Below are 25783 nucleotides of genomic sequence, written 5' to 3'. Positions count from 1 at the left end.
TTTTCAAGTTTTCGCTCATATTATTATTTCTATTTTCTTATTTCTTAATTATATTATTATATAAGTAAAACATAAAAGAAAACATGAATAAAAAGGTGAATGAAGGCTTGAAATTTCCCTAACGGAAATATTGTGTGAGCCGGAACAGCAAAAGTATTGTGAAAAATAAAAACGAATGAAGACTCGAAGAACGCCCGAAAAAACTGCGAATGAAGAGGGACAAAAAAACAGGATGTTTTTTTGAGCGCAGCTTCTGCAGGGATGCAGAATCTAAGCGACCCCGCGAATATGAGCAGTTTTTGAGGATCAGCGTTAGAGTTGTCTGAAAGAGTTTTTATTTTTCACAATTATAAGAAATTTCACCGCCTGAAGAAACCTTTTTAGGAGTGTTTTTTATAGAACAAGGATTAGAAATTCTTGCCGTCTGAGTGAATATTATTTTTCTACTTGAGGGAGTTTTTATTTTTCTCAATCAACACCACAAAAAGATTTTTGTTTATTGTAAAAATAGTGTATAATTTTAGTAAGGGATAAGATAAAAAACAGGAGGGGAAGAATATGGATTTAGTAGAATCAGGAAGAAAGAAGATTGAATGGGTTAAACAGCACATGAAGGTTTTAAATACTTTAAAAGAAATGTATATGGATGAACAACCTTTTAAAGGAATTAATGTGGCAATGAGTATTCATTTAGAGGCAAAAACAGCATATACAGCTGTTGTTTTACATGAGCTTGGTGCAAATGTTGCTATTACAAGTAGTAATCCTTTGTCCACGCAAGATGATGTTGCTGAAGCATTGAAGACATATGGTGTAAATGTATATGCAAAAAGGTCAACAGATGAAGAATTATATTGGAAAAATATAGATAAAGTTCTTGAAATTAAACCTAATATTGTTATAGATGATGGTGCAGATCTTGGAATTAGAATAGTTGAAAAATTTCCAGAATTGCTTGAGAATATTTGGGGGATTAATGAAGAAACGACTACAGGGATAAAGCGATATAAGGCGCTTTTAAATGATGGGAAATTGCCAGTTCCTGTAATAGATATAAATGATTCATATATGAAATATCTTTTTGATAATAGGTATGGAACAGGGCAATCAACATGGGATGGAATAATAAGATCAACCAATCTTACAGTAGCGGGTAAAAATGTTGTTGTAGCTGGATATGGCTGGTGTGGTAAAGGTGTTGCAATGAGAGCCAAAGGGTTAGGAGCAAGGGTAATAGTAACAGAAGTTGATCCAATAAAGGCAATAGAAGCTGTAATGGATGGATTTTCTGTAATGCCAATGGATGAAGCAGCAAAAATTGGAGATTTCTTTGTTACTGTAACAGGAGATATTGATGTAATAACTGAAAAACACTTTATGATGATGAAAGATGGAGTTGTTTTAGCTAATGCAGGACATTTCGATATTGAAGTAAAGGTTGCAGATCTTGAAAGAATAAATACAGAAAAGAAAGAGGTAAGACCGGGTGTAACTCAATATACAATGCCAAATGGAAATAAATTGTATTTACTTGGAATGGGGAGACTTGTAAATCTTGTAAATGGCGATGGACATCCAGTAGAAATAATGGACTTATCTTTCTCTTTACAATTAGAAGGTGCAAAATATATTAAAGAACATAGAGGTGAAATAGAAGTTTCTGTAAGACCTGTTCCTTATGAAGTGGATTTAAATATTGCGAAAATAAAATTAAAGACAATGGGAATTGAAATTGATGAGTTAACTCCTGAACAAATTGAATACTTAAATAGTTGGAAATAATAATAAATAATAAAACAACGCCAATCATTAAAGGTTGGCGTTGTTTTTTAAGTTAACGTCTATTTGAGTAAATGGGATTTCAATATTATGTTCTTTAAGTAATTTATGTATTTCTGCTGCAATTTTATTTGGATTTTCGAAATAAACTTCTTTTTTAAGCCAGAATTTTAAAGAAAAGTCAATTGATGATGAATTAAATCCAGAAAATAAAACCCATGGTTTATGATTTTCATCTCTATATATTAAAGAGGAAGAATTTAAATATTCATCTATAATATTAAGGAATTTATTCAGGTCTGTATCATAAGAAACTCCAATATTTATCTCGTTTCTTCGTATGTCTTCAGGCCAGAAATTTGTTATTGAACTGTTCCAGATTGTTTTGTTTGGAATTCTTATAAGTTTTCCATCAAAGGTTTTTAGTATTGTATGATTCAAGTCTATTTGATCTATTATTCCAGATATTCCATTAACTTCAACAATATCTTTTTCTTTTATTGTTTTTGAAAACATTAATAATATTCCACAAATAAAATTAGATAAAGGTTCTTGAATTGCAAATGCCACAATAACTCCGGAAACTCCAAGTCCTGTAAGAAAGGGCATAAAATCTTTAAATATGAGGGATAATATTATGAATCCACCAAGAGTATATGAAACTATATTTGTTAATACTTTTAAAGTATTTTTGTATTCAAGTTCTTTTCCAGTTTTTTCTGTTACCGCTATAATGGTTTTATATACAATTTTAGAAAAGTATTTTGAAAGAAATAAAACTATAATACTTATTCCTATTCGTATTGCATAATCTATCATCAAATTAACGTCAATATTCATATTATATCCCCCAGTTAATTATTATCTCTTAAGTGTTCCCACCGTTCTTAAGAAATCATCTGCTGTTTGAACAGCTTTTGCGTTTAAATCATATGTTCTTTGAGCTACAATCATATTTACCATTTCTTTTACTACATCTACATTTGATTTTTCAAGAGAACCCTGTTCAATTGAACCGTAGCCGTCCTGATTTGGTATACCTTCAGTTGCTACACCTGAAGCGTCTGTTGCAAGATAAAGATTATTTCCAATAGCTTTTAATCCAGCTGGATTTACAAATTTTACCAATGTTATATTTCCAACGTTTTGAGTTGTTCCATCTGGTAATTTTGCACTTACAATTCCATCAGGTGATATATTTACACCTGTTGCGTTTGCTGGTATTGTAATATTTGGAACCATCAAAAGACCGTTTGAATTAACAAGCCTTCCATTTGCATCGATTTTAAATGCACCGTCTCTTGTATATGCAATTCTTCCGTCCTGCATTTGTACCTGAAAGAAACCGTCTCCGAAAATGGCTAAATCAAATGTTCCACCAGTTTGTTCAATGTTTCCCTGTGTGAATATTCTATTTGTTGCTGCTATTCTAACACCATGACCAACATATTCTCCAGTTGGTAGCATTGAGTTTTGTGCTGTAGGTGTTCCAGCTTCTTTTATAGGTGTGTATAACAAGTCCTGAAACTCAATCCTTTGAGCTTTATAACCTGTTGTGTCAACGTTAGCAAGATTGTTTGATACAGTATCAAGTCTTCTCTGTTGAGCAATCATTCCTGTTGATGCAGAATATAATGATACTAACATAATATCTTCCTCCTTGAATTATCTTAAATAGGTTATTTTATATTATTTTAAATTCTTTGAGCGCTTTCTATTACCTTACCTGTCATTGTGTCCTGGGTAGTTACAGATTTTTCTAATATATTAAATGCTCTATTAGCATTTATAAGATTTATCATTTCTTTTAAGGTATTCACATTTGATTTTTCTATACTTCCCTGAATAATCCTGAAATTATCAGCTTTTATTTCATTTCCTGTAAAGAGATTTATTCCAAATTTTGAAGGGTTTTCAAGATTTACTATTGCTATTTTTTGACCTGTTAATTGATTACCATTGTAAATATTTCCTTTTTCATCAACATTGAAATTTTGTGGAATTTGTATAGGTTTATTATTTTCGTCTAAAACATAATCGCCTTCAGAAGTAACTAAAAATCCTTTATCATTTCTATTGAATTCTCCATTTCTTGAATAATAAATGTTGTTATTTCTCATAACTTTAAAAAAGCCATCTCCAAAAATTGCAAAATCTAAAGGATTATTTGTTGTTGTTATCTGTCCTTGCTCCAATATGGGTTTTGTTTCATCGGCAATTAAAGCAGTTTCCATATAACCAACATGTTTTCCGCGGTTTATATCGGTAGAATCATAATTTCTAAATTCTTTTTCAAGATAGGCTTTAAACATTATTTCATCTTTTTTATATCCTGCAGTATCAGCATTTGCAAGATTATTTGAAATATTATCCAGTTGAGCCATGTTGGCAAGCATTCCCATTGTTGAGAAATATAAACCTCTTGTCATATATAAAATCGCCTCCTGCGAATATACTCATTAATATATTTCTATTATTGAGGTAATATTCCCTAAAAAATTAAGGCTTTCCATATTGGAAAGCCTTAAAAGGACGATATCTTTGACATCTCTGATACTAAATTGATAGTACATGTGTATTTGGAGTTTTCGAAATTATTTGAAACATATGTGTTGTCATCTTTTTTGATGAAGTTATTTAAATCTTTCATGGAAAATTCTCCATTGTGTTTTAGAATTACAAAAACTTCATTTGGTATTTCAAATATAATGTTACTTAGATATGATTTTATATAAATTTCACTGTCGTTCTTTGAAGATGGGATTATATGGATTTTTGAAGCTTTTGCGTCAATTTTTGTTATTTTGTTGTTTATTCCAAATAAATCCAGTAATAGATTTCCTGTGTTTGAATTTATTTCAATATGTGTTTCATAATTTTCCGGGATTTTTATTATATTTGCCATCTTTTCCATGGATTTTATTGAGTCAAAACGTAATTTGTTTTTAAGCTTTAATTCGTTATTTTCAAAAAGAATATAATTTTTAAATAAGGAATTTTTATAGGATTCGATAACTTTAATTTTATTTTTTTCGTCTTCGTTTAGTGTTACGCTATTATCACTCCAGCTGGTATCAATATAAACTTTTAATTCAGAATTTTTTTCAGGCGTAAAAACTTTTTCTTCCTGTGTTTTATCGTTTTTTTTCATGGATATAGAAACTTTAAATGAAAAGATTCCAATTAATCCGGCGGAAAATAATAAACTTCCAATATAGAGCATAAATACATCACCAAAGGAAAGAGGATTTTTAAATCCGATTGTGATATCAATTACAAGTAAGAGGCCAAATATAACTGAAGCAAGGGCTTCTTCTGTTTTTTTCTTAAAATTTGAAATACCAAATACAATACTTGCTGCGGCTAAAAAACCTTTTATAATAATTCCTATTGTTATAATATTTCCTGAAAGAGATAATAATATTAAAGCTCCTAAAATTATAAATAATATGCCGTATATCATTGTCCCACCCCGCTTATCGTTTTAAGATTTTTGTTATTCCATAGGATATTAACCATGCGCCGACTATCACAAAAAAAATATCTTTATATCCAAAATTAAAGTTATATATATCAAATGCATCGAGTAGTAATATAGGTCCTGTTAATAAACCAAAAATCAAATCTGATACAAACTTTATTTTTCGATTTTTTGAGGTTAAAAAACGTTTATTCCATAGATTTTCTGTTATATCATCTATTATTTCTTCGGCTTCTTCACCCCTTAATGTTACCTTTTCGCCATCTGTTGAAAGTTCAAGTACAGTATTTTTGTTTCCAAGAAATGGAAATATTAATGCAAAAATTCCAAAGAGTATTTCAAAGATTATCAAAAAAGATGTAGGCCAGCTTATTGTAATTGAAGTAATAATAAATAATCCTAAAGCCATAAAAAATACAGGAATAAATTTCATAAAACCCCTCCTTAAAAATATTAAGTATTTGATTTATAATCATTAATATTATATACTATTTTTTTATAAAAATCAAGTTATCTATTTAAATTTATTTATTCGAATAAAATTATCTTTTTTTAAATGTTTTTGAATCTGAAAAAAAATATGGTATAATATCGTTGAGATATCTTAATAGTACATGATTATGGAGGTGGAATAATGGATTTCACAGTTGATTTCTCAGAAAAGGACTCCTATTATTTAATAAAGGTTGAAGGTGAAATTGATGCTTATCATTCCGCAACGTTTAAACAAAAGGTAAAAGAGAAATTTGCTGAACCTAAATTTACTAAGTTTGTGATTGATATGTCAGCGGTTTCATATATTGACAGTGCTGGATTAGGGGCAGTTGTAAGTTTATTAAAAGAAGCAAGAAATCTTAATAAAGAACTTGTTTTAGCAGGATTACAATCACAGGTTAGAAAGATTTTTGAAATGACAAAGCTCGATAAAATCGTTAAAATTGTAGATACTGTTGAAGAAGCTTAAATGATAAAAAGCTGGTTCGAAAATGAACCAGCTTTTTTATTTATAGTAGTATTATTTCATAACAAAATTAATTTCAACTACAGGATTTCCTTCAACATCCTTTGTTAATATAGCAGATGCCAATCCGCCATAATTTTTTTCTGTTAATCCTGAAATTCCAAGATAATCTTCTGCAAATTTTATTATATTTTTTAAATCAAAGAACATTATGCTAAATTGTGGATTTGGAACCTTGTTTTTTAATTCATTGTATACTTTGTTTTGAGATAATTTTTCTTTTGATTTCTGGAATTTATAAACTTCTTCTTTTTCTTTGTTTGAAACGTATAATAAATCTCCATCCTTCCATATATATATGCTTAATTCTTTGTCTTCTACATTTTCTTCGATTTTTATATAATTATCTGATATTACTTTGTATGTGGTATCATTTTTTGAAAGAATATCTTCAACTTCTTTAATTGTTAATCCAGTGTTGGCGACCAAAGAGAAGATAAGATCTATATTTATTTCTCCAGTTTCTTCATCGCTATTTATATTCATATTCATGTTTTGCTCAACCCAATTTGATTTGTTTAATATATCTTTTATTGTATCGCCGGAGATATTTAAACCTGGGATATTTGTATCAAAATCTTTTGGAATATAATTTGTTTTTGAATAATATAATCCATAGAAATTATCTGTTTCGTAATTAAATGAGTCTTTTATATTTTCAGGTATATTATCCAGGATATAGAATTTTCCATATAAGATAGAATCTTTTATATATGAGAATCCATAACCGTTTAAGCTGCTTGTTTGAATTTCTTCATAAATACCTGTATCATTAAATCGTTTTTTAGGCGTATAACCAATTTTTGTATTGTTGTAAAAATCACCATTTGATGTAATGATTAAATAATCCTGTAAATCGCTTTTTTTAACTATATAGCTGAGGTTAAGATTTACATCGTCTGTAGGGATTAATGTATCTGCTAATTTTTTGAATACTTCAACAAACTTTTCGCCATCGTTTAAAGGACCGAGTATAATACCGAAATCGTAATTGTTATCTTCAGGTTCAACTACAAAAAAAGCAATGTTATTTTTAAATGCATCGTATATATCAGAGCTTTCCATTTCCAGAGATTGAGCTATAGCATCGATATATGCGACAGCATATGTTTCTGCATATAGCGGATCGTCCAATACAGTTCCAAATGAATTAACTGTTTTTAGGTCTTCATATACTTTTTGTGCATTGTGAAAAACAAAAACTGTTTTGGAATTTTCCGGAATTAATTGATAAATATCAGCAAAAATACTCAATGAAATGATAAGAATGGTAAATACAAGTAAAACCTTTTTCATGCTCCACCTCCATAATTTTAATAATTAATAAAATCAATTTAATTATATCATAAAATAAAAATTTAAAGTGATGATTATGAAAAAATTAACATATAAATTAAATTTTTGAAAAATAAATTTATAATATAAATGAGGAAACCATTATGGTTTCCTCAAGGTTTTTGATAAGCTTTTAGGATGTCGTTTATAAGAGGTTTCATGTTGTTTTTGGCTATTAGTACTGAATATTGATCGATAATCATATCATTAAACCATTTCTCTGTATTAGATTTTGGAAGTAAGGTGTTTTCAAATGCCTTTGAGTTATACATATCTTTAAATACTTTTGAGAATACTGAACTTACCAATTCTGCAGCAACTTCTTCTTTTTTTAGATTATGATAATCCTTTGGAGCGCCATTTAATGTTATTGATGAAATATTCATTATATCACCACCAGTTCAGCATATAAATATCCGGCAGATGAAAGATTTTGTATAATAGCGATTATATCTTGGGGAGTTGCACCTGCTGCTTTTAATGCATTGACCAAATTATATATAGTTGCATCATTATCTCCCACTTTTCCATTATTAACAGTAATAACAAAATTACCATAACTTATAGTAAAATCTGCTATTTTTACATTTCCGCCAAATACTATAGTTCCTGTTTTTTCGTTTATAACAATTTTTGCTTTTGAATCTGGATCAATTTCAACATCTTCTATTAATGCGAGGAATGAAATTAAATCGTCTGAGAAAACATCAGGTATTTTTACACGTATAGCAGAAGGATCCATAGCCTTAGCTAATTTTTGACCAAATTGAGCATTAATTGATAATGCTGTTCTTGCTGCTGTTGTTATATCGGGGTTTCTGAGTAGCACTGTTACAGTATCATTTGAAACGATATTTGCAGGTATTTCATTTTCTACTATTGCTCCCTGGGGAATTGTACCGTTTACCTTGTTTCTCTTTTGAAGGTTTGCAGTATTGCTAACTTCTACACCACCTGTAATTACACTTCCCTGAGCAACAGCATACACCTGACCGTCTGCACCGTATAAAGGAGTTTGTATTAAATATCCTCCTTCAAGGCTTTTTGAATCTCCTGCAGCTGTTACAACAACATCCAGTTTCATACCTTCTTTATAAAAAGCCGGTATATCAGCAAAAACAAAAACAATAGCCGAATTTTTTGTTGTGAATGAATTTTGAATATTGATGTTAAGATTTTTCATCATATTTGATAGTAATTCTGATGTAACCTTCCCTGAATCTCCTGTGCCATTTAATCCTGTTACCACACCAATTCCAAATAACTGATTATCTCTTGCACCTCTAAAATAGGCAATATCTTTTAATCTTACAGCTGAAAAAGATATAGAATAAAGCATTATAATTAAGCTAAATATAATAAAAGTTTTTTTCACCATAGTCACCCCTTAAAAGAATAGATTTGATATTCCAGAAAGCATCCATGCCAACCATGTTTTTTTGTTGGGATTTTTTTGTAAATCAGTATCTCCCTGATACCATATTTTTGCTTCAGCAAGATTTTTAGAGTCTATAACGCCATCTTTAATATATTGCGGATCAACATAACCTTCTATTATCATTATCTTTTTCTGTGAATCTACCTTAAATTCCTTTTCTCCGTATATTTTTACAATGCCATTATCTAAGACCTCAACTACTTTTGCAGAAACATATAAACTAACCTTTGCCTGACTTTGAGAAGAGGTTTTTTTATTTGAAACGCTAACCTTATCTGGAGAATTTGCGCCAAGAGGTAAAAATTTAGTTAGATCAAGATTTCCTATTGTATTAAATATTGCGCCAACTGTTCCCATTACACCAGAAAAAGGATCAGGGTTGTTATCTGATAAACTTAAAGATGGTGCTTCAGAAACAGCTACTGTTATAATATCTCCCAGGGAATATACCTTTTCTGGATTTGAGTATAAATTTTTTGTATGGGCTTTTTTCCATAATGAATCCGAAAATAAAAATGTTGATAATAAGATTATCATGATAATAAACGAAATCCTTTTCATCTTAGTTACCTCCTATGTCAATAATTACTTTTGGTCCTTTGTATAACTTTCCTGTTATTAATACTCCTGTTTTTTCATTTCTTCCTGAAACAATTTCACCAATTATTGCATCATTTAAAACGCGCATCCACGATAATATTTTTACACCATAAGCATAAACTTCGACAGGGATTATCTGGCCGGCTTTTACATCAGGTATCTTTTTTACTGAATTTTCGTAAATAATTTCATTTTTTCTTATTTTTCTATTAGCTTGAAATTTTATTAAATCTTTTTTTTCAACTATAAGTGGTGAAAAATTAAGAGAATATATATCAACGGTTTTTGTTGCTAAAAGTGAATCATTTAAAGGAGTTTTATAATCTATATTGTTTTTTGCTATAAATACATTTTTATAATTTGAAACATTTGCTTTGAAGGATATATATTTTTTATTATTAAAATCATCAAGTATTAAAAAATTACCAAATACATTGTTCATAGTTCTTCGATAATTTATATCAAGTACAGTTGAGACTTTTGTGTCTGTATAAAACTTGCTTATTTCAAAGGAATTGATAGTTGCTGTTTTTGAATCTTCAAGGAATATATTTTTAAAATAATCTTCCAATATATATTTTGTATCATTTTTGTTTAAATTAGAATTATTTTTTGTTTTAGTTGGCATATAAAATATTGTTATTATGGTTGACTCAAAGGTTATATTTTCATAATTTGTAAGAGACTCAATCATATTTTTAAGTTTTGAAGCGTCATAAGTTATAGTTTCGCCTGTAAAGAAAGCAAGTGTTCTGTCATTTTTTATTTCAGGAAAAATATCTTTTAAAGAAAAGATATTATCAATAGAAATTATGCTTGCTGGTAATGTAATCTGGTTATTTGCAAATATGAAAGTAGATAAATATATTAAAAATACTATTGAAAGAAATTTTAGATGTTTCATCCAATCACCACGCTTTTTAATCTAATTAATTTTTCAATAGACGGATAGGAAAATCCTTAAAGAATAAATAATAAAAAGGCAGGTTTTGCACCTGCCTTTAAATATGAATTATTTAATTTTTCTTTTCTTCTTTTGGTTTTATTTCACCGTTGCTGGTTCTAATTAATAATTTATCATCTTTTAAGTCAATAATTACTTTACTTTTTGGAGGAATTTCGCCAGCAATTATTTTATTTGCCAATTCCATTTCGATTTCTCTTTCTATAACTCTTCTTAATGGACGAGCACCAAAGATTCTATCATAACCTTTTTTAGCAATATATTCTTTTGCGTCTTCTGTAATCATTAATTCTATATCTTTTTCTTTTAATCTTTCTTCTGTGCGTTTTAATAATATTCCAACAATTTCTTTTACTTCTTCTATGGTTAATGGTTTAAATACCACTATTTCATCTAAACGGTTAAGGAATTCCGGTCTAAAGAATTTCTTTAATTCTTCTTTTATCAATTTTTCCAGTTCTTCTTCTGTAGAAGCCTTTTCTTCTTCGCTTACAAATCCAAGGTGCCCTTTGTGTTCTAATGTTTTTAAAATCCCTTCAGAACCGATGTTGCTTGTCATTATAATAATGGTATTTCTGAAGTCTACGGTATTACCTTTTCCGTCGGTTAATCTTCCGTCGTCTAATACCTGTAATAATACATTGAATACATCTGGATGTGCTTTTTCTACTTCATCGATTAGTATTACTGAATACGGTTTTCTTCTAACAGCTTCTGTTAATTGACCTCCTCTTTCATATCCTACATATCCTGGAGGTGAACCAATTAATCTTGAAACTGCATGCTTTTCCATGTATTCAGACATGTCAATTCTGATTAGTGCGTCTTCTGTATCAAATAATACTTCAGCTAATGCTTTTGCTAATTCTGTTTTACCAACTCCAGTTGGACCAAGGAATAAGAATGAACCTATAGGTCTTGTTGGATCTTTTAAACCAGCCCTTGCTTTTCTTATATGTTGAGCAACTTTAACAATAGCATCTTCCTGCCCTACAACTCTTTTGTGTATTTCTTTTTCAAGGTTAAGTAATTTTTCTCTTTCTTCTTCGAGCATTTTTTTAGCTGGAATTCCTGTCCATTTTTCAATAATTTCTGCAATTTTGTCTTCATCTACAATTACTTCTTCCTCTTCTTTGTCTTTTTCCTTTTCGTATTCTTCTTTTAGTCTCTCAATTTCTTTTTCCAATTCAAATAATTTTTGTTTCTTTAAAGCAGCTTCTTCATATTTTCCTTTTACTGTTAAGTCGTTAATTTCTTCTTCTAATTCCTTTGCTTCGTATTCCAATTTCTTAATATTGGATAATTTAGAGCTCTTTTCAAGTCTTGCTTTTGCTGCAGCTTCGTCGATTAAATCTATAGCTTTATCTGGTAAGAATCTATCTGTTATATATCTATGTGATAACTTCACTGCTGCAACTACTGCTTCATCTGAAATTTTAACATTGTGATGTTTTTCAAATGTTTCTTTTATACCTCTCAAGATTTCTATTGCGTCTTCTAATGAAGGTTCATCAACCTGAACAGGTTGGAATCTTCTTGCAAGAGCTTTATCTTTTTCAATATACTGTCTATATTCATCAAGTGTTGTTGCACCTATAACTCTTAATTCTCCTCGTGCAAGATCAGGTTTTAACATATTTGCAGCATCCATCGAATTTCCTTCTGCTTTTCCTGCGCCGATAATTGTATGCAATTCATCAATGAATAATATAATTTTATCACCCTGTTTTTTTACTTCATCGATTACATTTTTTAGACGTTCTTCAAATTCTCCTCTGAATTTTGCGCCTGCCAGTAATCTACCCATATCTAGCTGTAAAATTCTTTTGTCTATTAATGCATCTGGAACAGCACCTTTTACTATTCTCTGTGCTAATCCTTCTACTATAGCTGTTTTACCTACACCTGGATCACCAACGAGAACAGGATTGTTTTTTGTTTTTCTGCTTAATATCTCAATAGTTCTTTGGATTTCAATATCTCTTCCAATAACAGGCATTAATTTCTTTTCTTCTGCCATTTTTGTCAAATCAATGGTAAACTGTTCTAAAACATCTCCAACTTTTTCTTCTGTTCCTTCTTTGGTTACTTTTATGTTTTTTAATTCTTCATAAACTTCTGTGGTTGTTAATCCGTATTTTGAGAATAATTTTGCTGAATAAGATGTTCCATCGAGCATTATTCCAAGTAATAAATGCAATGTTGTAATAAGTTTATGTTTGGTTTTTCTTGCTTCTGTTTTTGCAATTTCAAAGATTCTTTCTAATGTGCTGGAAATATATACCCTATTATCAGTAAGGTTTCCGTATGAATATTGTGCGTTTTCTGCCAATTCACTTTCTATATTATCCTTTATAGCGTCTACGTTTATTGTTTCAAATAATTTTTTTACATGTTCATCATCGCTATCAAGAATGGCAAGTGTAATATGTTCAGGTGTTAACACATTGGTGCCATATCCATTGGCAATTGTTCTGGCGTTTTCTATTATTTCCAGCGATTTTTCTGTAAAGTTTTTTGGGTTTAGCATACCCATCACCTCCTGAGACATCTATTTTTAATTTTTATTTTTAGCAATCGTAATAATTATTTGCTAATAATATTTCAAAAAATAAAGGATAGATTTGCTATCCGACATATTAGACTGTTTTTTGAATAGAATGTTCAAAAAAATAATTTCTTTTTGGTAACATAATAATTAAAATTAAATAAACCCGGGATTTTATTGCATCCCGGGTTTGAATTAATTTAGAATATTAAATCAATCCCAGCTTTTATATAAGGTGCATTGTTAGCTGGATAATTACCACCTATTGAGCTTTCAAAAGTATAACCGCTTTCTATGATAATTCCAAAATTCTTATGTGGTTTTAGTTCTAATCCTATTATAGGAGTTATACCAATACCAACATCAGCAATATAGTCTTCATTGTAATCAATTTCGGTATTGTAATAACTTGAGATATACAAATCGGCCCCCAGATTTAAATTTCCAAATGTATATTCAGGTGTGTATCTTATATTTAATCCTGTAGAAGTGTAAAATGTATTTATATCATCTGAAAATTCTACAAAAACACCATATGTGAAGTTTTTATAATTGTCAATAAGAAAATCCATTCTTAATGAATAAATATCCGGGAGTTTTGTTGTCATTGATAAAGAAAAATGTGCTCTAAATGGAGAAATATCCGGATTTTCTATTACACTGACTGTATTATCTAGAGCGAATTCAGGTTCTTCTAAAATCTCTAAGATTGCGGAATTGGAGGAAACTTCTTTTGTGACTAATTTTCCGCTTGTTTTTCTATATACATCACCATTTATTTCGTAATTTTTTGCGAATGAGAACATCATTCCTTTATATACTCCATTATTTCTTCCAATATTTACTAAAACACGTGAATTTCCTTCAATACCTATAATTTTACCGCTAATTAAAAATAATTTATTCATTCTATATACAAGGGTATTTACCAGACTTGATATGGCTTCCTCTCTTGCCATTTCTTTTGCTTCGTATTCTGAAACATATTGTGAAACGTAATGAGTTCCAACAGCATCTATAGTTTTTATTTCCAGAATCTGACTTGTTTCAATATCTATTAATCTATATGCCCCTTCAATGTGGTATTCATACCAGATATTATCATATTCATCGGTTTTTCTATATGATTCTGCATCTATAACTTCTATATAAACAATATAATCTGCTGCTAATTGATTTAAATTAAAATTATCTTTTGATGTGAGACCGTGTAAGATTCTTTCTATTTCATTCATTACGTTTATATCTCTTTCTACAAGTCTATACTTTCCCTGGTTAATTAATGCTTCTTTAAGTTTGTGTTCTACTTTTGTTGATAAAAATGAATAACCTCTTGAATAAATTAAAAGGGTTTTTCTTGAATCTTTGTTGTTTACAGCGAAAATAGAAATAAATAAAGAAAACATTAATAAAATTAATAGAATCTTTTTATTATTCATATAAATTCACCTCCAATAAGATTTCTTTTTTATTATATCACAATATACAAAATTTGAAATAAATATGAAATAAGAAATGAATTAACGTTAAATTAAAATTAATGGAATATATCTCTAATGATTTTGGTACTATAAATTTTGTATAATTATAACAAAATAAAAAAAATAAATAAGAGAGGAGAGAATATTTTGAAAAAGAATTGGAGGGTCTTTTGGGACTCGGCTAATCCTTTATTTGAGGAGAATTTAAAGCTTGCAAGGCATATCTCCTCAGAATTAGGATTATCCGAATTTCTGGTTAAACTGCTTATTGCACGTGGAATTACCGATATAGAGCAGATAAAAGAATTTTTATATCCCGATGAATCAACGGTTATAGATCCATATCTTTTGAAGGATATGGATAAAACTGTTGATATTTTATTTGATATAAGGGATAAAGGAGAAAAATTAGTTGTATATGGAGATTATGATGCTGATGGGGTTACAGCGGCTGCTGTAATTTACCAGGGATTTAAAGCATTGGGATGGGATATAGAAGCATATATTCCAAATAGAATAGATGAAGGATATAGTTTAAATATTGAAGCTATAGATGAGCTATATAATAAGGGATATAAAAATATTATTACTGTAGATTGTGGAACAACGTCACTTAAAGAAATAGCTCATGCAAAAGAAAAAGGAATGAGAATTATAATTACTGATCATCATGAAATGCAGGAGGTTTTACCGGAAGCAGATGCTATTGTAAACCCTAAAAGGCATGATGATGAATATCCGTTTAAAGGATTATCGGGAGTAGGTGTTGCTTTTAAGGTATTACTTGCAGTTTATGAGAAAATAAATGATATAAAATTTGATCCGTTTTCTCTTGTGGATCTTGTTGCTCTTGGAACTATTGCTGATATAGTTCCTTTAAGATCCGAGAATAGGTATTTTGTAAAGAGAGGGCTTGAAAAGTTAAGAACTGATCCCAGTCCTGCATTAAGGCATTTGATGAGGGAAATTGGTGTGATGCCAGAAGATGTAAAATCTTATGTTATAGCATATAAAATTGCACCTAAAATAAATGCAGCTGGAAGAATGGCTGATGCCATGAAAGCATTTGAGTTATTGCTTACGGAAGAAGAAAAAAATATAGAAAAGAAAGTTAAACAATTATTAGACTTAAATACCGAAAGGCAAAAACATGAAAGGCGTATATATAAATCAGCATTAAGTTTAATGGATATTAATCCGGATTTTCATGATAAAAAGGTTCTTGTTTTAAGCGGCCAGGATTGGCATCTAGGGGTTCTTGGAATTGTGGCTTCTAAGCTTTCAAATAAATTTAACAAGCCTGTTCTTCTTGTCTCAACTACTTCTGAAGATAATCTTGGAAAAGGGTCTGCCCGAAGTCCGCAGGGAGTTAGTCTTATTGAATTAATGAAAAATATTACTAAAGAAAATGAAGATTTCTTTAAGGAATATGGTGGTCATGAATTGGCTGCAGGATTTACAATTGATTCTGAAAAAATAGAAATGCTTAGAGAAAAGATTAATGAAGTATACTCAAATATTTATGGCGATAAAGAACCGGAATCTGAAATAGAAATAGACATGGAAATTGAGAATTTATGGGGTAATTTTTTTGACGATATAGCTCTTTTAGAACCATTTGGTTATCAAAATCCAGAGCCGACATTTTTAATAAAGGATGTAGTACTTGAAAAAGTAAAACTTTTTGGTGCTGAAGAAGAGAATATAGCAGCAATAGCAAAAACACCTAAGGGTATGATATTTGAAATTGTTGGTTATGGTGTATTAGCAAATAAAAGGGAAAATATTACGGGGAATATAAAATGTAATATAGTTGGTAATTTCAGAGTTGAGAGAACATTTTATAACAATCAAAAGGTATTGAAATTTTATGTAAAAGATATAGAATTTGTCGGTGATTCTTTAACTGAAAAAGAAAATCATGGAAATTTATTAATATCATTACATGCTAAAGATAATGTTCATCATCTTACAAATTATAAGTATAAAATATTGCTCGATATTATAGAACAAAATAGAACTGCAATATTTGCACCTCTTAAGATAAAAAATACATTATTAATTGAAAAGATTAAAAATACTGTATCAAAGGGAGAAAAACTCATTATCATAGGTGCATCGCACTTGTTGCTTGAATATACTTATAAAATTATTAATCAATATATTTCTTCCGATAAAATTTATTATAATAAAAAATCTCATATAGAAAATAGTGTATTAAAAAGTAAAAGAGTTATTCTTTTAACAGTACCGGCGTATATGCAAAATATACACAAGCTCAATGAGTTTTCTAAAAACCTTTTAATTGATGAACCAATCTATTCATTCTCGCATCAGGCTATAGCAAATATTCCAGAGTATATTCAGTTTAGAAAAGTAGTTAGAACTAAAATATATAATATAAACATTTTAGGGACATTTTATGATGAAACCATAAAAGAATTTTTGAAACTTAGTGGATATAGAGTTGCAAATGTTAACTCCAATGTTCCTTCTTTTGAAGTTGTAAAGGAAATAAATTCCAACAAGCTAAAACTTATAAAGGATTATTTATATAATTCCAAAAATCTCAATATTATAGTTGATAATGTCACACCATATAAAAATTTAAAGAATTATATTTCTCAAACATATGAATATTCCGAAGATTATATATTGTATTATTCGCACATGCATACATTTTTTGAAAAAATAAATATTAGAGAGATTAATAAAAAAGGACCTTCGAGAATATTAATTTCAGAATTTGCAAATGATGGGTTAGCTTTAGAACAGAAGGATAGAAATTCTATAATTATGTTATATGATGTTCCTAAGACGCGTATTGAATTATTGGATCTTGTATCATCATGGCCACATAATAAAAAAGAAAATATAATATTTGTTATGGCATATAATACAGATTTTTCAACAAAATTAATGTATGATTTTTCAAGAAATTATCCTTCACCAGAAGTATTAAAGAAAGTATATGAAATGATAGAAGAAAATACAAACATTACCATAAATGCATTATCGGAAAAATACTTTAATAATGACACAGAACTTGTAAAGACTATAACAGACGAACTGATAAATTCCGGTATAGTTGTAAATACATCAAATGGACTTAAAGCAGTAGACGACTTTAAGCTTGATTTAATACATAAAAATGTAAAAGCTAAAGAAAGTATTCTTGATAAATGGTTATTAAAGAGTTCTATAAATTTCTTTATGAATTTCAAATCAAGACAGTTTATTTCTCTGTTAAATAACCAATTTGCGGAGGTTAAGTAAAAATGTTCAAAACTACAAGGGATTTAAATATGTATATAAAATTAGAGCAAAAACATATAATACATATTTTAGATAAATTAAGAGAAAATAATGTTTTTTCAAAATTATTTGCACTTGGTGCTAATCCTGTAATTGCATTTTCCGAAGAAGATAAGGAAAAAGTTGTAAAGATATTGAAAAATGAAGAAATTGAATATAATATTATAAAAACTCAAAAGGATATTATAGAGGAGATGTTAACGTTTTGAAATTTATAGCGCTTGACTATGGATTAAAAAAAACAGGTATAGCTACTGCAGAGGCTGCTTTGAAAATTCCAACAATAAAAAACAGTGTTGGAAGCGATAAATTATTAAAGGTGCTTGAAAATGAAATTTTTAAAGATGGAGATATATTTATAGTAGGTCTTCCAATATCAATGTCCGGGAGATATTCCACACAAACATTTAAAACAATAGATTTTGCAATAAAACTAAAAAATAAATTTAATTCTGAAGTGTATTTGGTAGATGAAAGACTTACAACACAAAATAGCTATTTAATGACAAAGGATTTTTTAAATTCTAAAAAGGCAAAAAAGAAAAAAGATGAAAATAGTGCATTGATTATATTACAACGTTATCTGGCTAATCCAGCTAATTCTATAAAATTAGCATCTCAAAAAGAATATAAAATAGAATATGATGAATCATATAATGATAAAAAAATATTAATAGATAATGTAATAATAAAAAATTCAAAGATATATTCGATAGCAGATGTCTATGCAACAGACCCATATATCTTCTGGTGGTATTTTAAAAGAAATGTTCATTCCACAACTCTGGAATCAGATCTTGAACCTCCATATGATATAATATTTAATTCTAAGGAGGTAGAATAATGAAAAAAAGCTTTTGGTTTATAATGATGTATTTAATAGTGTTTATGATATCATTAAAAATTTTCTCTACAATAGTTGGAAGTTTAGTAATAGCCATGTTCTTTACTATTTTAATAGATGTAATTGCATCATATCTTGAAAAAATAAAAATACCGAGAAAACTTACTGTTCCTATAGCTTCATTGATATTTTATGGAGCAATAGTATATGCTTTTTATAGTATAATTCCTATTACAATAGAAGAGAGTAAAAAGGTTTTTGATTCAATAGCTGAATTTGATTTCCAGGGGATTCCCGGGACAACTGGTGAAGTTGTAAATACATTATTGGATACTGCAGGAGATTATTTAAGAAATATGATAGTTCAATTTGCAAGTTATTTAGCTTCTAATATATCCAATTTTCTAACTATTGCATTATTATTAATAGTGGCATCAGGATATATGGCAATAGCAAGTAAAAGAATGTGGAATCTTATTGATATGTTTTTTCCAAATTCCGAAATAGATAGCACAAAGGATTTTTTAATAAAAACATATAGTGATTTGAGAAAATTTGTTTCAGGGCAGATAATAACAGCATTATCAGTTGGTGTGATAACCTGGATAATGGCATTGATATTTGGTTTTCCTTATGCTTTATTTTTAGGAATACTTGCAGGTATTACAGATTTTATACCATATTTAGGAATATTTATTACAGCAATTCCAATATTACTATTAGGATTTACTAACTTTGGTTTAATGGGATTATTAAAGGGAGTAATAATAATAACCTTTGCCAATCAACTTGAAATGTGGGTGCTTGCACCAAGAATTTCAGGAGGTCAGGTAAATATAAACTGGTTTTTAATATTAACTTCAATGTTGATTTTTGCCCAATTATACGGTGTAGTTGGTGTATTAATAACAATTCCTTTGCTGATAATATTTAAAAATATCTGGAAAATGTATGTTGTTGATTATTTAAAGAAAATATAATGTATAAAAAAAAGCAGCCCGATTTTCGGGCTGCTAAAGAGTTAAACAGGGGGAATTACTACAAGTTGTTTAACTTTGATATTGGCATTTATTTGGGTTTATTGGCAGTTATTTTCTTTTTTTGATATTATACAACAAAAACTATACTTTGTCAAGTATATATATTTACATGCGAGGCGAGAAGAATGAAGACATCAGACTGGTTAAAAAAATATAATATACAACTAAAAAAAAGTCTTGGACAGAATTTTTTGTCTACATCTGAATATGCTAAAAAAATAGTAAAAAAAGGTTCTGTAACAGAGGAGGATACAGTTATAGAAATAGGACCTGGTGCAGGCACACTAACAGAGGAAATTGCTAAAACCGGGGCAAAACTATATGCATTTGAAATAGATGAACGACTTAAACCATTATTATTAGAACGATTTAAAGAATATCAAAATGTAGAAATTCAATTTATAGATTTTTTAAAAGCGAATATATCAGAAATTCAGAAACCAAAGTATATCGCCAATATTCCGTATTATATAACCTCACCAATACTAGAAAAGATTTTTTTTGAGACGCCAGATTTTCAATTAGCGTTATTAATGGTTCAAAAAGAATATGGCGAAAGAATGATGGCAAAAAGCGGGAAAAATTATAGCCCTTTGAGTATATTTGTCCAATTTTTTTGTAAGGTGGAAAAAGTATTAAATGTTCCACCTCATGCATTTATTCCAAATCCAAAAGTTGATTCTGTTGTATTAAAATTAACTCCAAAAGAAGATATTCCTGATATTAACAAAAAAGGATTTTTCAAATTTGTTCATGTTGCGTTTTCGCAGAGGAGAAAAACAATACGGAATAATTTAAAGGGATTAATAAAGGATAGGCTTGATGAATTACTTGAAAAATCAGATATAGATCCAAAAACAAGGCCGGAAAATATTTCTATAGAAAAATTTATAATCTTATACAATAATTATATGAAATTAAAAAATGATTATTGAAATCACAGGATAATTATGATATAATACATGTGTATTTTTGTATGGAGGAAAAGAAAATGCGGAAATATACAATATTACAATTACATAAAAATACTAAAAGAAGCCCTTTATAGGGCTTCTTTTACTTTGTTGGAAGGAGGAAGCAAAAGTATGGAAAGAGTTGCTATTGTTGGTGCTCAATGGGGTGATGAAGGAAAAGGAAAGGTGGTAAATTATTTTTCTGGAAATTACGAATGGATAGTAAGGTTTTCTGGTGGTGCCAATGCCGGTCATACAATATATTATAAAGGGAAAAAATATGTAAATCATTTGCTTCCGTCTATAATTCCTGAGGGGGATTCAAAGGCATTTTTAGGTGCTGGAATGGTTATAGATATTGAACAATTAATAAAAGAACTGGAAATATTAGAAGCAGATTTTCCAGGAGTTTCATCAAAAATATACATAGATTTAGAAGCCTTTCTTGTTCTTCCGTATCATAAAGAAGAGGATGGAATCCTTGAAGAATTAAGAAAAAATCCAATAGGTACAACAAGAAAAGGAATAGGTCCAGCATATACAGATAAAGTATCAAGAGAAGGATTTAAAATATATCATTTATTTGATGAAAAACTTTTAAGAGAACGATTAGAAGAAGTAATGTATTTAAAGAAAAATATATACAAAGAAAGATTTAATTTTACATCTGAAGAAATTTTTAATTATTTAATGGAACAAAAAAGAAAGCTTGAAAAATTAAATGTCAAATTCACATCAGCAATAGATATGGCGCAGGTATTCAGAAATACTTCTGTTCTCTTTGAAGGTGCTCAGGGTGTATTGCTTGACCTTGATTTTGGGACATATCCATTTGTAACCTCTGGTGCAACAATGGCTCATGGTGTATCTTCTGTAGGGTTTTCAACATTTGAATTAGATGAGGTATTGGGAGTATTGAAAGCGTATACCACAAGGGTTGGTGAAGGGCCATTTCCAACAGAGGAATTTGGTGAAATTGGAGAAAAAATAAGAAAATTTGGAAATGAATTTGGTGCAACAACTGGAAGGCCAAGAAGGGTTGGCTGGCTTGATTTACCAGCTTTGAGATATGCAAAATTGAGATCAGGTTTGACAAAATTTGTTATTACCAAAGCCGATGTTTTAAATGGTTTTGATGAAATTAAAGTGTGTGTTGCATATGATGTAAATGGTGAAATAAAAGAAATTCCATCTTCTTCATATGATTTTTTTGTTGGAAAACCTGTATATGAGACATTAAAAGGCTGGCCAGATACAAATCATGTTAATTTCTTAAAGTATATGGCGTTTATTGAAGAAAAAACAGGAATAGAAATATCTCATATTTCATATGGTCCTAAAACAGAGGAAATGTGCACAAAAAATGATTTAATAAAAAATATTTAATTAAATGAAATAACCGATCACCGTCTGAAGTAATGCTATTCAGACGGTGATATTTTTTATATGTTTATTGAGGAATTTTCATTGATGTGCAAAAATTTTTTTACAATGTTTACTTGACATATATATGTATTAGGTATATAATAAAAATGGATATATGCAAAAAACATATATAATTTATCCGGAGGTGAGGATATGAGATACGGAAATGGTGGATATGGTTTTGGAAGAGGCATGGGTAGAGGATATGGAAGAGGATTCGGTAGAGGAGCAGGATTTGGACGTGGTTATGGAAGAGGTTTTGGTGGATACGGAAGATATTACGATGAACCATATGATGATTACTATGGATATTCAGTAGAAGAAGAAAAAGCTATGCTTTTGGATTATAAAAGATATCTTGAAGAGGAGTTGCATTTTGTAGAAGAAAGATTAAGAGAACTCGATAGATATAATCAGGGAGGTGAAAGATGATGCCAGGATTTGATGGTACAGGCCCAATGGGTACAGGTCCAATAGGTTTAAGAAGGGGACCATGCAGTAATCCAGGGTATTATACAACACCAGTAAGAAGAGGTTGGTTTGGAGGATTTGCAGGATTCTTTGGATATGGTAGAGGATACGGAAGAGGATTCGGTAGGGGATATGGTTACGGTAGAGGAACATACGGAGCAGGTTATGGATATGGAAGAGGATTTGGCAGAGGCCGTGGGTTTGGTAGAGGCTGGTGGTAAAAAATAATTGTTTAAAAAGGGGGTTGCCATAATGACAACCCTCTTTGAAATTTAAAAATAAAGTGGTATGATATATATGAATTGTATATATAGTCCTAATATATAGAATGGAGGTTATGAAATGAGAATAACCGTTTTAAGTGGTAAAGGTGGAACAGGAAAAACTACAGTTTCAACAAATTTAGCTTATGCATTATCAAAAAAATATAAAATTCAATTATTAGATGTTGATGTTGAAGAACCAAATGATCATCTTTTTTTCAATATAGACTTTTATAAAGAAGAAAGTGTAGATATGTTATTACCAGTAGTTGATAATAATGCATGTATTAGATGTGGTGAATGTGCAAAAGCCTGTCAATTCGGAGCAATTTCAGTATTTCCAACGGGAACGTTGGTTTTTGAAAGTTTATGTCATGGTTGTGGGGCATGTGCAATGGTATGTCCTGTTGATGCAATTACAGAGAAACCAAAAAGCCTCGGTAAAATCAAGTTAGGTAAAATCAATGAAAATCTCGAATTTGGAATGGGATTATTAAATATTGGAGAACCTTCAGGAGTAAGGATTATAAGGGAATTAAAAAAACATATAGATGATAATGCCGATGTTGTTTTAATAGATTCACAACCAGGAACTTCTTGTCCTGTTGTTGAAAGTTTGAGAAATGCAGATTTTGCTATTCTTGTAACTGAACCAACTACATTTGGATTGCATGATTTAAGCCTTGCTGTAGATCTGGTGAAAGAAATGGGAATCCCGTCAGGTATTATTGTAAATAGAGATAGTGATGATACAACAATTATAGATGATTATGCCAGAGAAGCAAATGTACCAATATTATTGAAGATACCTTTTGATAGAGAAATTGCTAAATTATATTCAGAAGGAAAAATCTTTTCTGAGTATTTACCAGAATGGGAAGAAAAATTCTTAAATGTGTTTGATGAAATAAAGGGGTTGGTTAAATGAGACAACTTGCAATAGTTAGTGGAAAAGGTGGAACAGGAAAAACCACATTGAGTTCATCATTTGGTGCTTTGTTGAAAAATGCAGTATTAGCAGATTGTGATGTTGATGCAGCAAATTTAAACTTAATGTTTAATGGTGATTTAAAAGAAAAATATGAATATTATGGTGGAAAAAAGGCTATAATAGATCAAAATAAATGCGATAAATGCGGTATTTGTAAAAATGTTTGTAGATTTGAAGCTATTACATTTGAAAATGGAATATATGATGTTGATCCATATGCATGTGAAGGATGTAATGCCTGTGTTATTGCATGTCCTCAAAATGCAATAAGATTAGAAACAGCTTTATCGGGAGAATATTATTATTCTGTAGTATCTGATGGAAAAGAAATTGTTCATGCTAATCTAAATCCTGGTGAAGAAACATCAGGAGGTTTAGTAGCAGAAGTTAGAAAACTCGCTTTGAAAAAGGCAGAAGAAAATAACAAAGATATTGTTTTAATAGATGGAGCACCTGGTATAGGTTGTCCTGCAACATCTTCAATTACAGCAACAGATTATGTTGTAATTGTAACAGAACCAACCTCATCAGGACTTCATGATTTAAAGAGAATAGTAGAAACAGTAAGATACTTTAAAAGGGATTTTGGTGTAGTTATTAATAAATACGACTTAAATCCAGATGTAAGTAAAGAAATAATCAATTATTGTATAAGCGATGGCATAGAAGTATTGGGAGAAATACCTTTTGATGAAATAGTATTAAAAGCAGTATTAGAAATTAATCCTGTAGTGAATTATGAAAACAGTAAAGCGGCTGAAGCAATAAAAGAAATCTTTGAAAAAGTAATGGAAAAATTAAAATAAACGGAGGTGTTAGTGATGAAATTAGCTATACCATCACAGGGAAGAGACTTAGAATCATTAAGTAATGACAGATTTGCGAGGGCAGAGTTATTTGTAATTTATGACCTCGATAATGATGAAATTGTAGAAGTTGTTGAAAATAATGCAAGCGAAGCACATGGAATGGGACCAAAGGTTTCACAAATGCTTGCTGAAAAAGGCGTTAATGTATTAATACTTGAAAGTGTTGGTAAAAATGCATTTGAAGTGTTAAATGCTGCAGGTATTGAAGTATATTTAACAAAAAAGGATAAACTTTCAAATATCATAGAAAATTATAAGAATGGAAAATTAGAAAAAGTAGAACACGCTACACATTAATTAGGGGTGAAATGATGAAAATAGCATTTGGTACAAAAGACGGAGTACACTTGAACGATGAACATTTTGGTCACTCAGAATTATATGTAGTATATGAATATGATGGAGAAAATTTTAAAAAAGTAGAAGAGATAAAAAATCCATATGCAGAAACGCATATGCACGCAAAAGTTGAAGAAATATTGGAGTTTTTGGGTCACTGTAAGGTATGGGTAGGATTAAGCATGGGAAAAGGTTCAATGATAAAACTTGATAAACTTGGTTATAAACCTATTATAGTGGAAAGTGAAACAGTTGAAGACGCTATGGAAGAATTGAGATTTATTCTTGCAGGAGAAGTGGAAGAGTAAAGGAGGGGATATTATATGCCCTGGGTAAAAGAAAGCGAATGTATAAAATGTAAGATATGTGTAAATGTATGTCCTGTGGAAGGCGCAATTGAATTAAAAGATGATGGATATCCATATATACATAATGATATATGTACAAGATGTGGTATTTGTATGGAAAAATGTCCTAAAGATGCTATAAGACCAAATTCTGAAAATCCAGCAATGAGAGGTATGGGTAGAGGTGCTGGAATGGGAAGAGGAATGGGTCGCGGCATGGGACATGGAATGGGAAGAGGTGCAGGATTAGGTAGAAGGGGATATTAAAATATAAAAGGG

The 25783-nt window shown here is 29.7% G+C and carries 27 protein-coding genes; 15 read left to right on the top strand and 12 right to left on the bottom strand.

The genetic code is table 11. The annotated features are described in order from the left end of the window. Positions 1–558: 558 nt before the first annotated feature. Positions 559–1782: an adenosylhomocysteinase gene (locus XO11_RS04925; protein WP_075780454.1), complete on the top strand. Its 1224-nt coding sequence runs from the start codon at positions 559–561 to the stop codon at positions 1780–1782. A 27-nt stretch (positions 1783–1809) separates the two neighbouring features. On the opposite strand, the gene XO11_RS04920 is transcribed toward XO11_RS04925, so the two are convergent. From XO11_RS04920 to XO11_RS04900, 5 genes are all read right to left on the bottom strand, one after another. Next, positions 1810–2619 carry a mechanosensitive ion channel family protein gene (locus XO11_RS04920; protein ID WP_075780453.1) on the bottom strand — a complete coding sequence of 270 codons (810 nt, stop codon included), beginning with the start codon at positions 2617–2619 and terminating at the stop codon, positions 1810–1812. A gap of 21 nt (positions 2620–2640) precedes the next feature. Next, on the bottom strand, positions 2641–3426 hold the full coding sequence (flgG, locus tag XO11_RS04915; protein ID WP_075780452.1) for a flagellar basal-body rod protein FlgG: 786 nt from the start codon (positions 3424–3426) through the stop codon (positions 2641–2643). A gap of 47 nt (positions 3427–3473) precedes the next feature. After that, complete coding sequence (gene flgF, locus XO11_RS04910) at positions 3474–4208, bottom strand: flagellar basal-body rod protein FlgF (RefSeq protein WP_014296482.1); 735 nt, start codon at positions 4206–4208, stop codon at positions 3474–3476. Positions 4209–4303: 95 nt separating this feature from the next. Then, positions 4304–5242 (bottom strand): hypothetical protein, encoded by a 939-nt coding sequence (locus XO11_RS04905; protein ID WP_014296481.1) that lies wholly within the window; start codon positions 5240–5242, stop codon positions 4304–4306. 13 nt (positions 5243–5255) lie between these two features. After that, a complete protein-coding gene (locus XO11_RS04900; protein WP_014296480.1) occupies positions 5256–5693 on the bottom strand; it encodes a hypothetical protein in 438 nt (145 codons plus the stop codon). 201 nt (positions 5694–5894) lie between these two features. On the opposite strand from XO11_RS04900, the gene XO11_RS04895 reads away from it, so the two are divergent. Next, positions 5895–6224, top strand: coding sequence for an STAS domain-containing protein (locus tag XO11_RS04895; protein ID WP_014296479.1), 330 nt, complete (start codon positions 5895–5897; stop codon positions 6222–6224). 51 nt (positions 6225–6275) lie between these two features. Here XO11_RS04895 and XO11_RS04890 read toward each other — a convergent pair whose 3' ends face one another. From XO11_RS04890 to XO11_RS04860, 7 genes are all read right to left on the bottom strand, one after another. Beyond that, positions 6276–7577, bottom strand: a complete 1302-nt coding sequence (locus XO11_RS04890) for a hypothetical protein (protein ID WP_014296478.1) — start codon at positions 7575–7577, stop codon at positions 6276–6278. A 152-nt stretch (positions 7578–7729) separates the two neighbouring features. Continuing rightward, entirely contained in the window at positions 7730–8002 is a 273-nt protein-coding gene (locus tag XO11_RS04885) for a rod-binding protein (protein ID WP_014296477.1), read from the bottom strand. Next, entirely contained in the window at positions 8002–8994 is a 993-nt protein-coding gene (locus XO11_RS04880) for a flagellar basal body P-ring protein FlgI (protein ID WP_175418244.1), read from the bottom strand. The genes XO11_RS04885 and XO11_RS04880 overlap by 1 nt, the downstream gene beginning before the upstream one ends. A 9-nt stretch (positions 8995–9003) precedes the next feature. Further along, complete coding sequence (locus XO11_RS04875; RefSeq protein WP_175418243.1) at positions 9004–9615, bottom strand: flagellar basal body L-ring protein FlgH; 612 nt, start codon at positions 9613–9615, stop codon at positions 9004–9006. A gap of 1 nt (position 9616) precedes the next feature. Next, positions 9617–10558 carry a flagellar basal body P-ring formation chaperone FlgA gene (gene flgA, locus XO11_RS04870; protein WP_014296474.1) on the bottom strand — a complete coding sequence of 314 codons (942 nt, stop codon included), beginning with the start codon at positions 10556–10558 and terminating at the stop codon, positions 9617–9619. 112 nt (positions 10559–10670) lie between these two features. After that, a complete protein-coding gene (locus tag XO11_RS04865; protein ID WP_014296473.1) occupies positions 10671–13148 on the bottom strand; it encodes an ATP-dependent Clp protease ATP-binding subunit in 2478 nt (825 codons plus the stop codon). A 218-nt stretch (positions 13149–13366) separates the two neighbouring features. Then, complete coding sequence (locus XO11_RS04860) at positions 13367–14605, bottom strand: hypothetical protein (protein ID WP_175418242.1); 1239 nt, start codon at positions 14603–14605, stop codon at positions 13367–13369. A 189-nt stretch (positions 14606–14794) separates the two neighbouring features. Between XO11_RS04860 and recJ the strand changes: the two genes are divergently transcribed. From recJ to XO11_RS04795, 13 genes are all read left to right on the top strand, one after another. Continuing rightward, complete coding sequence (gene recJ, locus XO11_RS04855; protein ID WP_175418241.1) at positions 14795–17923, top strand: single-stranded-DNA-specific exonuclease RecJ; 3129 nt, start codon at positions 14795–14797, stop codon at positions 17921–17923. Between the two features lie 2 nt (positions 17924–17925). Continuing rightward, positions 17926–18171 (top strand): hypothetical protein, encoded by a 246-nt coding sequence (locus XO11_RS04850; RefSeq protein WP_014296470.1) that lies wholly within the window; start codon positions 17926–17928, stop codon positions 18169–18171. Continuing rightward, complete coding sequence (gene ruvX, locus XO11_RS04845) at positions 18168–18806, top strand: Holliday junction resolvase RuvX (RefSeq protein WP_075780451.1); 639 nt, start codon at positions 18168–18170, stop codon at positions 18804–18806. Before XO11_RS04850 ends, ruvX begins: the two co-directional genes overlap by 4 nt. After that, positions 18806–19786, top strand: a complete 981-nt coding sequence (locus tag XO11_RS04840; protein WP_175418240.1) for an AI-2E family transporter — start codon at positions 18806–18808, stop codon at positions 19784–19786. Before ruvX ends, XO11_RS04840 begins: the two co-directional genes overlap by 1 nt. A gap of 185 nt (positions 19787–19971) precedes the next feature. Beyond that, complete coding sequence (gene rsmA / locus XO11_RS04835) at positions 19972–20781, top strand: 16S rRNA (adenine(1518)-N(6)/adenine(1519)-N(6))-dimethyltransferase RsmA (RefSeq protein ID WP_014296467.1); 810 nt, start codon at positions 19972–19974, stop codon at positions 20779–20781. A 150-nt stretch (positions 20782–20931) separates the two neighbouring features. Next, the gene (locus XO11_RS04830) at positions 20932–22185 is read left to right on the top strand and encodes an adenylosuccinate synthase (RefSeq protein WP_014296466.1); all 1254 of its coding nucleotides are present in this window, start codon (positions 20932–20934) and stop codon (positions 22183–22185) included. A 192-nt stretch (positions 22186–22377) separates the two neighbouring features. After that, positions 22378–22656 (top strand): DUF5320 family protein, encoded by a 279-nt coding sequence (locus XO11_RS04825; RefSeq protein ID WP_014296465.1) that lies wholly within the window; start codon positions 22378–22380, stop codon positions 22654–22656. Next, positions 22653–22916: a hypothetical protein gene (locus XO11_RS04820; RefSeq protein WP_014296464.1), complete on the top strand. Its 264-nt coding sequence runs from the start codon at positions 22653–22655 to the stop codon at positions 22914–22916. Before XO11_RS04825 ends, XO11_RS04820 begins: the two co-directional genes overlap by 4 nt. 121 nt (positions 22917–23037) lie before the next feature. After that, positions 23038–23886 carry an ATP-binding protein gene (locus tag XO11_RS04815; protein ID WP_014296463.1) on the top strand — a complete coding sequence of 283 codons (849 nt, stop codon included), beginning with the start codon at positions 23038–23040 and terminating at the stop codon, positions 23884–23886. Beyond that, positions 23883–24755 carry an ATP-binding protein gene (locus XO11_RS04810; protein ID WP_075780449.1) on the top strand — a complete coding sequence of 291 codons (873 nt, stop codon included), beginning with the start codon at positions 23883–23885 and terminating at the stop codon, positions 24753–24755. The genes XO11_RS04815 and XO11_RS04810 overlap by 4 nt, the downstream gene beginning before the upstream one ends. A gap of 15 nt (positions 24756–24770) precedes the next feature. Continuing rightward, positions 24771–25115, top strand: coding sequence for a NifB/NifX family molybdenum-iron cluster-binding protein (locus XO11_RS04805; protein WP_014296461.1), 345 nt, complete (start codon positions 24771–24773; stop codon positions 25113–25115). 14 nt (positions 25116–25129) lie between these two features. Then, a complete protein-coding gene (locus tag XO11_RS04800) occupies positions 25130–25465 on the top strand; it encodes a NifB/NifX family molybdenum-iron cluster-binding protein (protein ID WP_050899158.1) in 336 nt (111 codons plus the stop codon). A gap of 15 nt (positions 25466–25480) precedes the next feature. Continuing rightward, on the top strand, positions 25481–25771 hold the full coding sequence (locus XO11_RS04795; RefSeq protein ID WP_014296459.1) for a 4Fe-4S binding protein: 291 nt from the start codon (positions 25481–25483) through the stop codon (positions 25769–25771). Positions 25772–25783: the final 12 nt, after the last annotated feature.

The sequence above is a fragment of the Marinitoga sp. 1138 genome (genome assembly GCF_013363265.1).
In the GTDB taxonomy this organism is placed as follows: domain Bacteria; phylum Thermotogota; class Thermotogae; order Petrotogales; family Petrotogaceae; genus Marinitoga; species Marinitoga piezophila.
The sequence above is the reverse complement of the archived record's forward strand: the minus strand, read 5'-3'. Positions and strand labels throughout refer to the sequence as shown.

Excerpts from the sequence above, each read along its gene's own strand:
- XO11_RS04820 (WP_014296464.1), top strand. The coding sequence starts at position 22,653 with ATGATGCCAGGATTTGATGGTACAGGCCCAATGGGTACAGGTCCAATA.
- flgG (WP_075780452.1), bottom strand. The coding sequence starts at position 3,426 with ATGTTAGTATCATTATATTCTGCATCAACAGGAATGATTGCTCAACAG.
- flgA (WP_014296474.1), bottom strand. The coding sequence starts at position 10,558 with ATGAAACATCTAAAATTTCTTTCAATAGTATTTTTAATATATTTATCT.
- XO11_RS04900 (WP_014296480.1), bottom strand. The coding sequence starts at position 5,693 with ATGAAATTTATTCCTGTATTTTTTATGGCTTTAGGATTATTTATTATT.
- XO11_RS04810 (WP_075780449.1), top strand. The coding sequence starts at position 23,883 with ATGAGACAACTTGCAATAGTTAGTGGAAAAGGTGGAACAGGAAAAACC.
- XO11_RS04860 (WP_175418242.1), bottom strand. The coding sequence starts at position 14,605 with ATGAATAATAAAAAGATTCTATTAATTTTATTAATGTTTTCTTTATTT.
- XO11_RS04890 (WP_014296478.1), bottom strand. The coding sequence starts at position 7,577 with ATGAAAAAGGTTTTACTTGTATTTACCATTCTTATCATTTCATTGAGT.
- XO11_RS04850 (WP_014296470.1), top strand. The coding sequence starts at position 17,926 with ATGTTCAAAACTACAAGGGATTTAAATATGTATATAAAATTAGAGCAA.
- XO11_RS04795 (WP_014296459.1), top strand. The coding sequence starts at position 25,481 with ATGCCCTGGGTAAAAGAAAGCGAATGTATAAAATGTAAGATATGTGTA.
- XO11_RS04840 (WP_175418240.1), top strand. The coding sequence starts at position 18,806 with ATGAAAAAAAGCTTTTGGTTTATAATGATGTATTTAATAGTGTTTATG.
- XO11_RS04880 (WP_175418244.1), bottom strand. The coding sequence starts at position 8,994 with ATGGTGAAAAAAACTTTTATTATATTTAGCTTAATTATAATGCTTTAT.
- XO11_RS04805 (WP_014296461.1), top strand. The coding sequence starts at position 24,771 with ATGAAATTAGCTATACCATCACAGGGAAGAGACTTAGAATCATTAAGT.
- XO11_RS04800 (WP_050899158.1), top strand. The coding sequence starts at position 25,130 with ATGAAAATAGCATTTGGTACAAAAGACGGAGTACACTTGAACGATGAA.
- XO11_RS04825 (WP_014296465.1), top strand. The coding sequence starts at position 22,378 with ATGAGATACGGAAATGGTGGATATGGTTTTGGAAGAGGCATGGGTAGA.
- rsmA (WP_014296467.1), top strand. The coding sequence starts at position 19,972 with ATGAAGACATCAGACTGGTTAAAAAAATATAATATACAACTAAAAAAA.
- XO11_RS04905 (WP_014296481.1), bottom strand. The coding sequence starts at position 5,242 with ATGATATACGGCATATTATTTATAATTTTAGGAGCTTTAATATTATTA.
- XO11_RS04925 (WP_075780454.1), top strand. The coding sequence starts at position 559 with ATGGATTTAGTAGAATCAGGAAGAAAGAAGATTGAATGGGTTAAACAG.
- flgF (WP_014296482.1), bottom strand. The coding sequence starts at position 4,208 with ATGACAAGAGGTTTATATTTCTCAACAATGGGAATGCTTGCCAACATG.
- XO11_RS04865 (WP_014296473.1), bottom strand. The coding sequence starts at position 13,148 with ATGCTAAACCCAAAAAACTTTACAGAAAAATCGCTGGAAATAATAGAA.
- XO11_RS04815 (WP_014296463.1), top strand. The coding sequence starts at position 23,038 with ATGAGAATAACCGTTTTAAGTGGTAAAGGTGGAACAGGAAAAACTACA.
- XO11_RS04895 (WP_014296479.1), top strand. The coding sequence starts at position 5,895 with ATGGATTTCACAGTTGATTTCTCAGAAAAGGACTCCTATTATTTAATA.
- XO11_RS04875 (WP_175418243.1), bottom strand. The coding sequence starts at position 9,615 with ATGAAAAGGATTTCGTTTATTATCATGATAATCTTATTATCAACATTT.
- XO11_RS04920 (WP_075780453.1), bottom strand. The coding sequence starts at position 2,619 with ATGAATATTGACGTTAATTTGATGATAGATTATGCAATACGAATAGGA.
- XO11_RS04830 (WP_014296466.1), top strand. The coding sequence starts at position 20,932 with ATGGAAAGAGTTGCTATTGTTGGTGCTCAATGGGGTGATGAAGGAAAA.
- XO11_RS04885 (WP_014296477.1), bottom strand. The coding sequence starts at position 8,002 with ATGAATATTTCATCAATAACATTAAATGGCGCTCCAAAGGATTATCAT.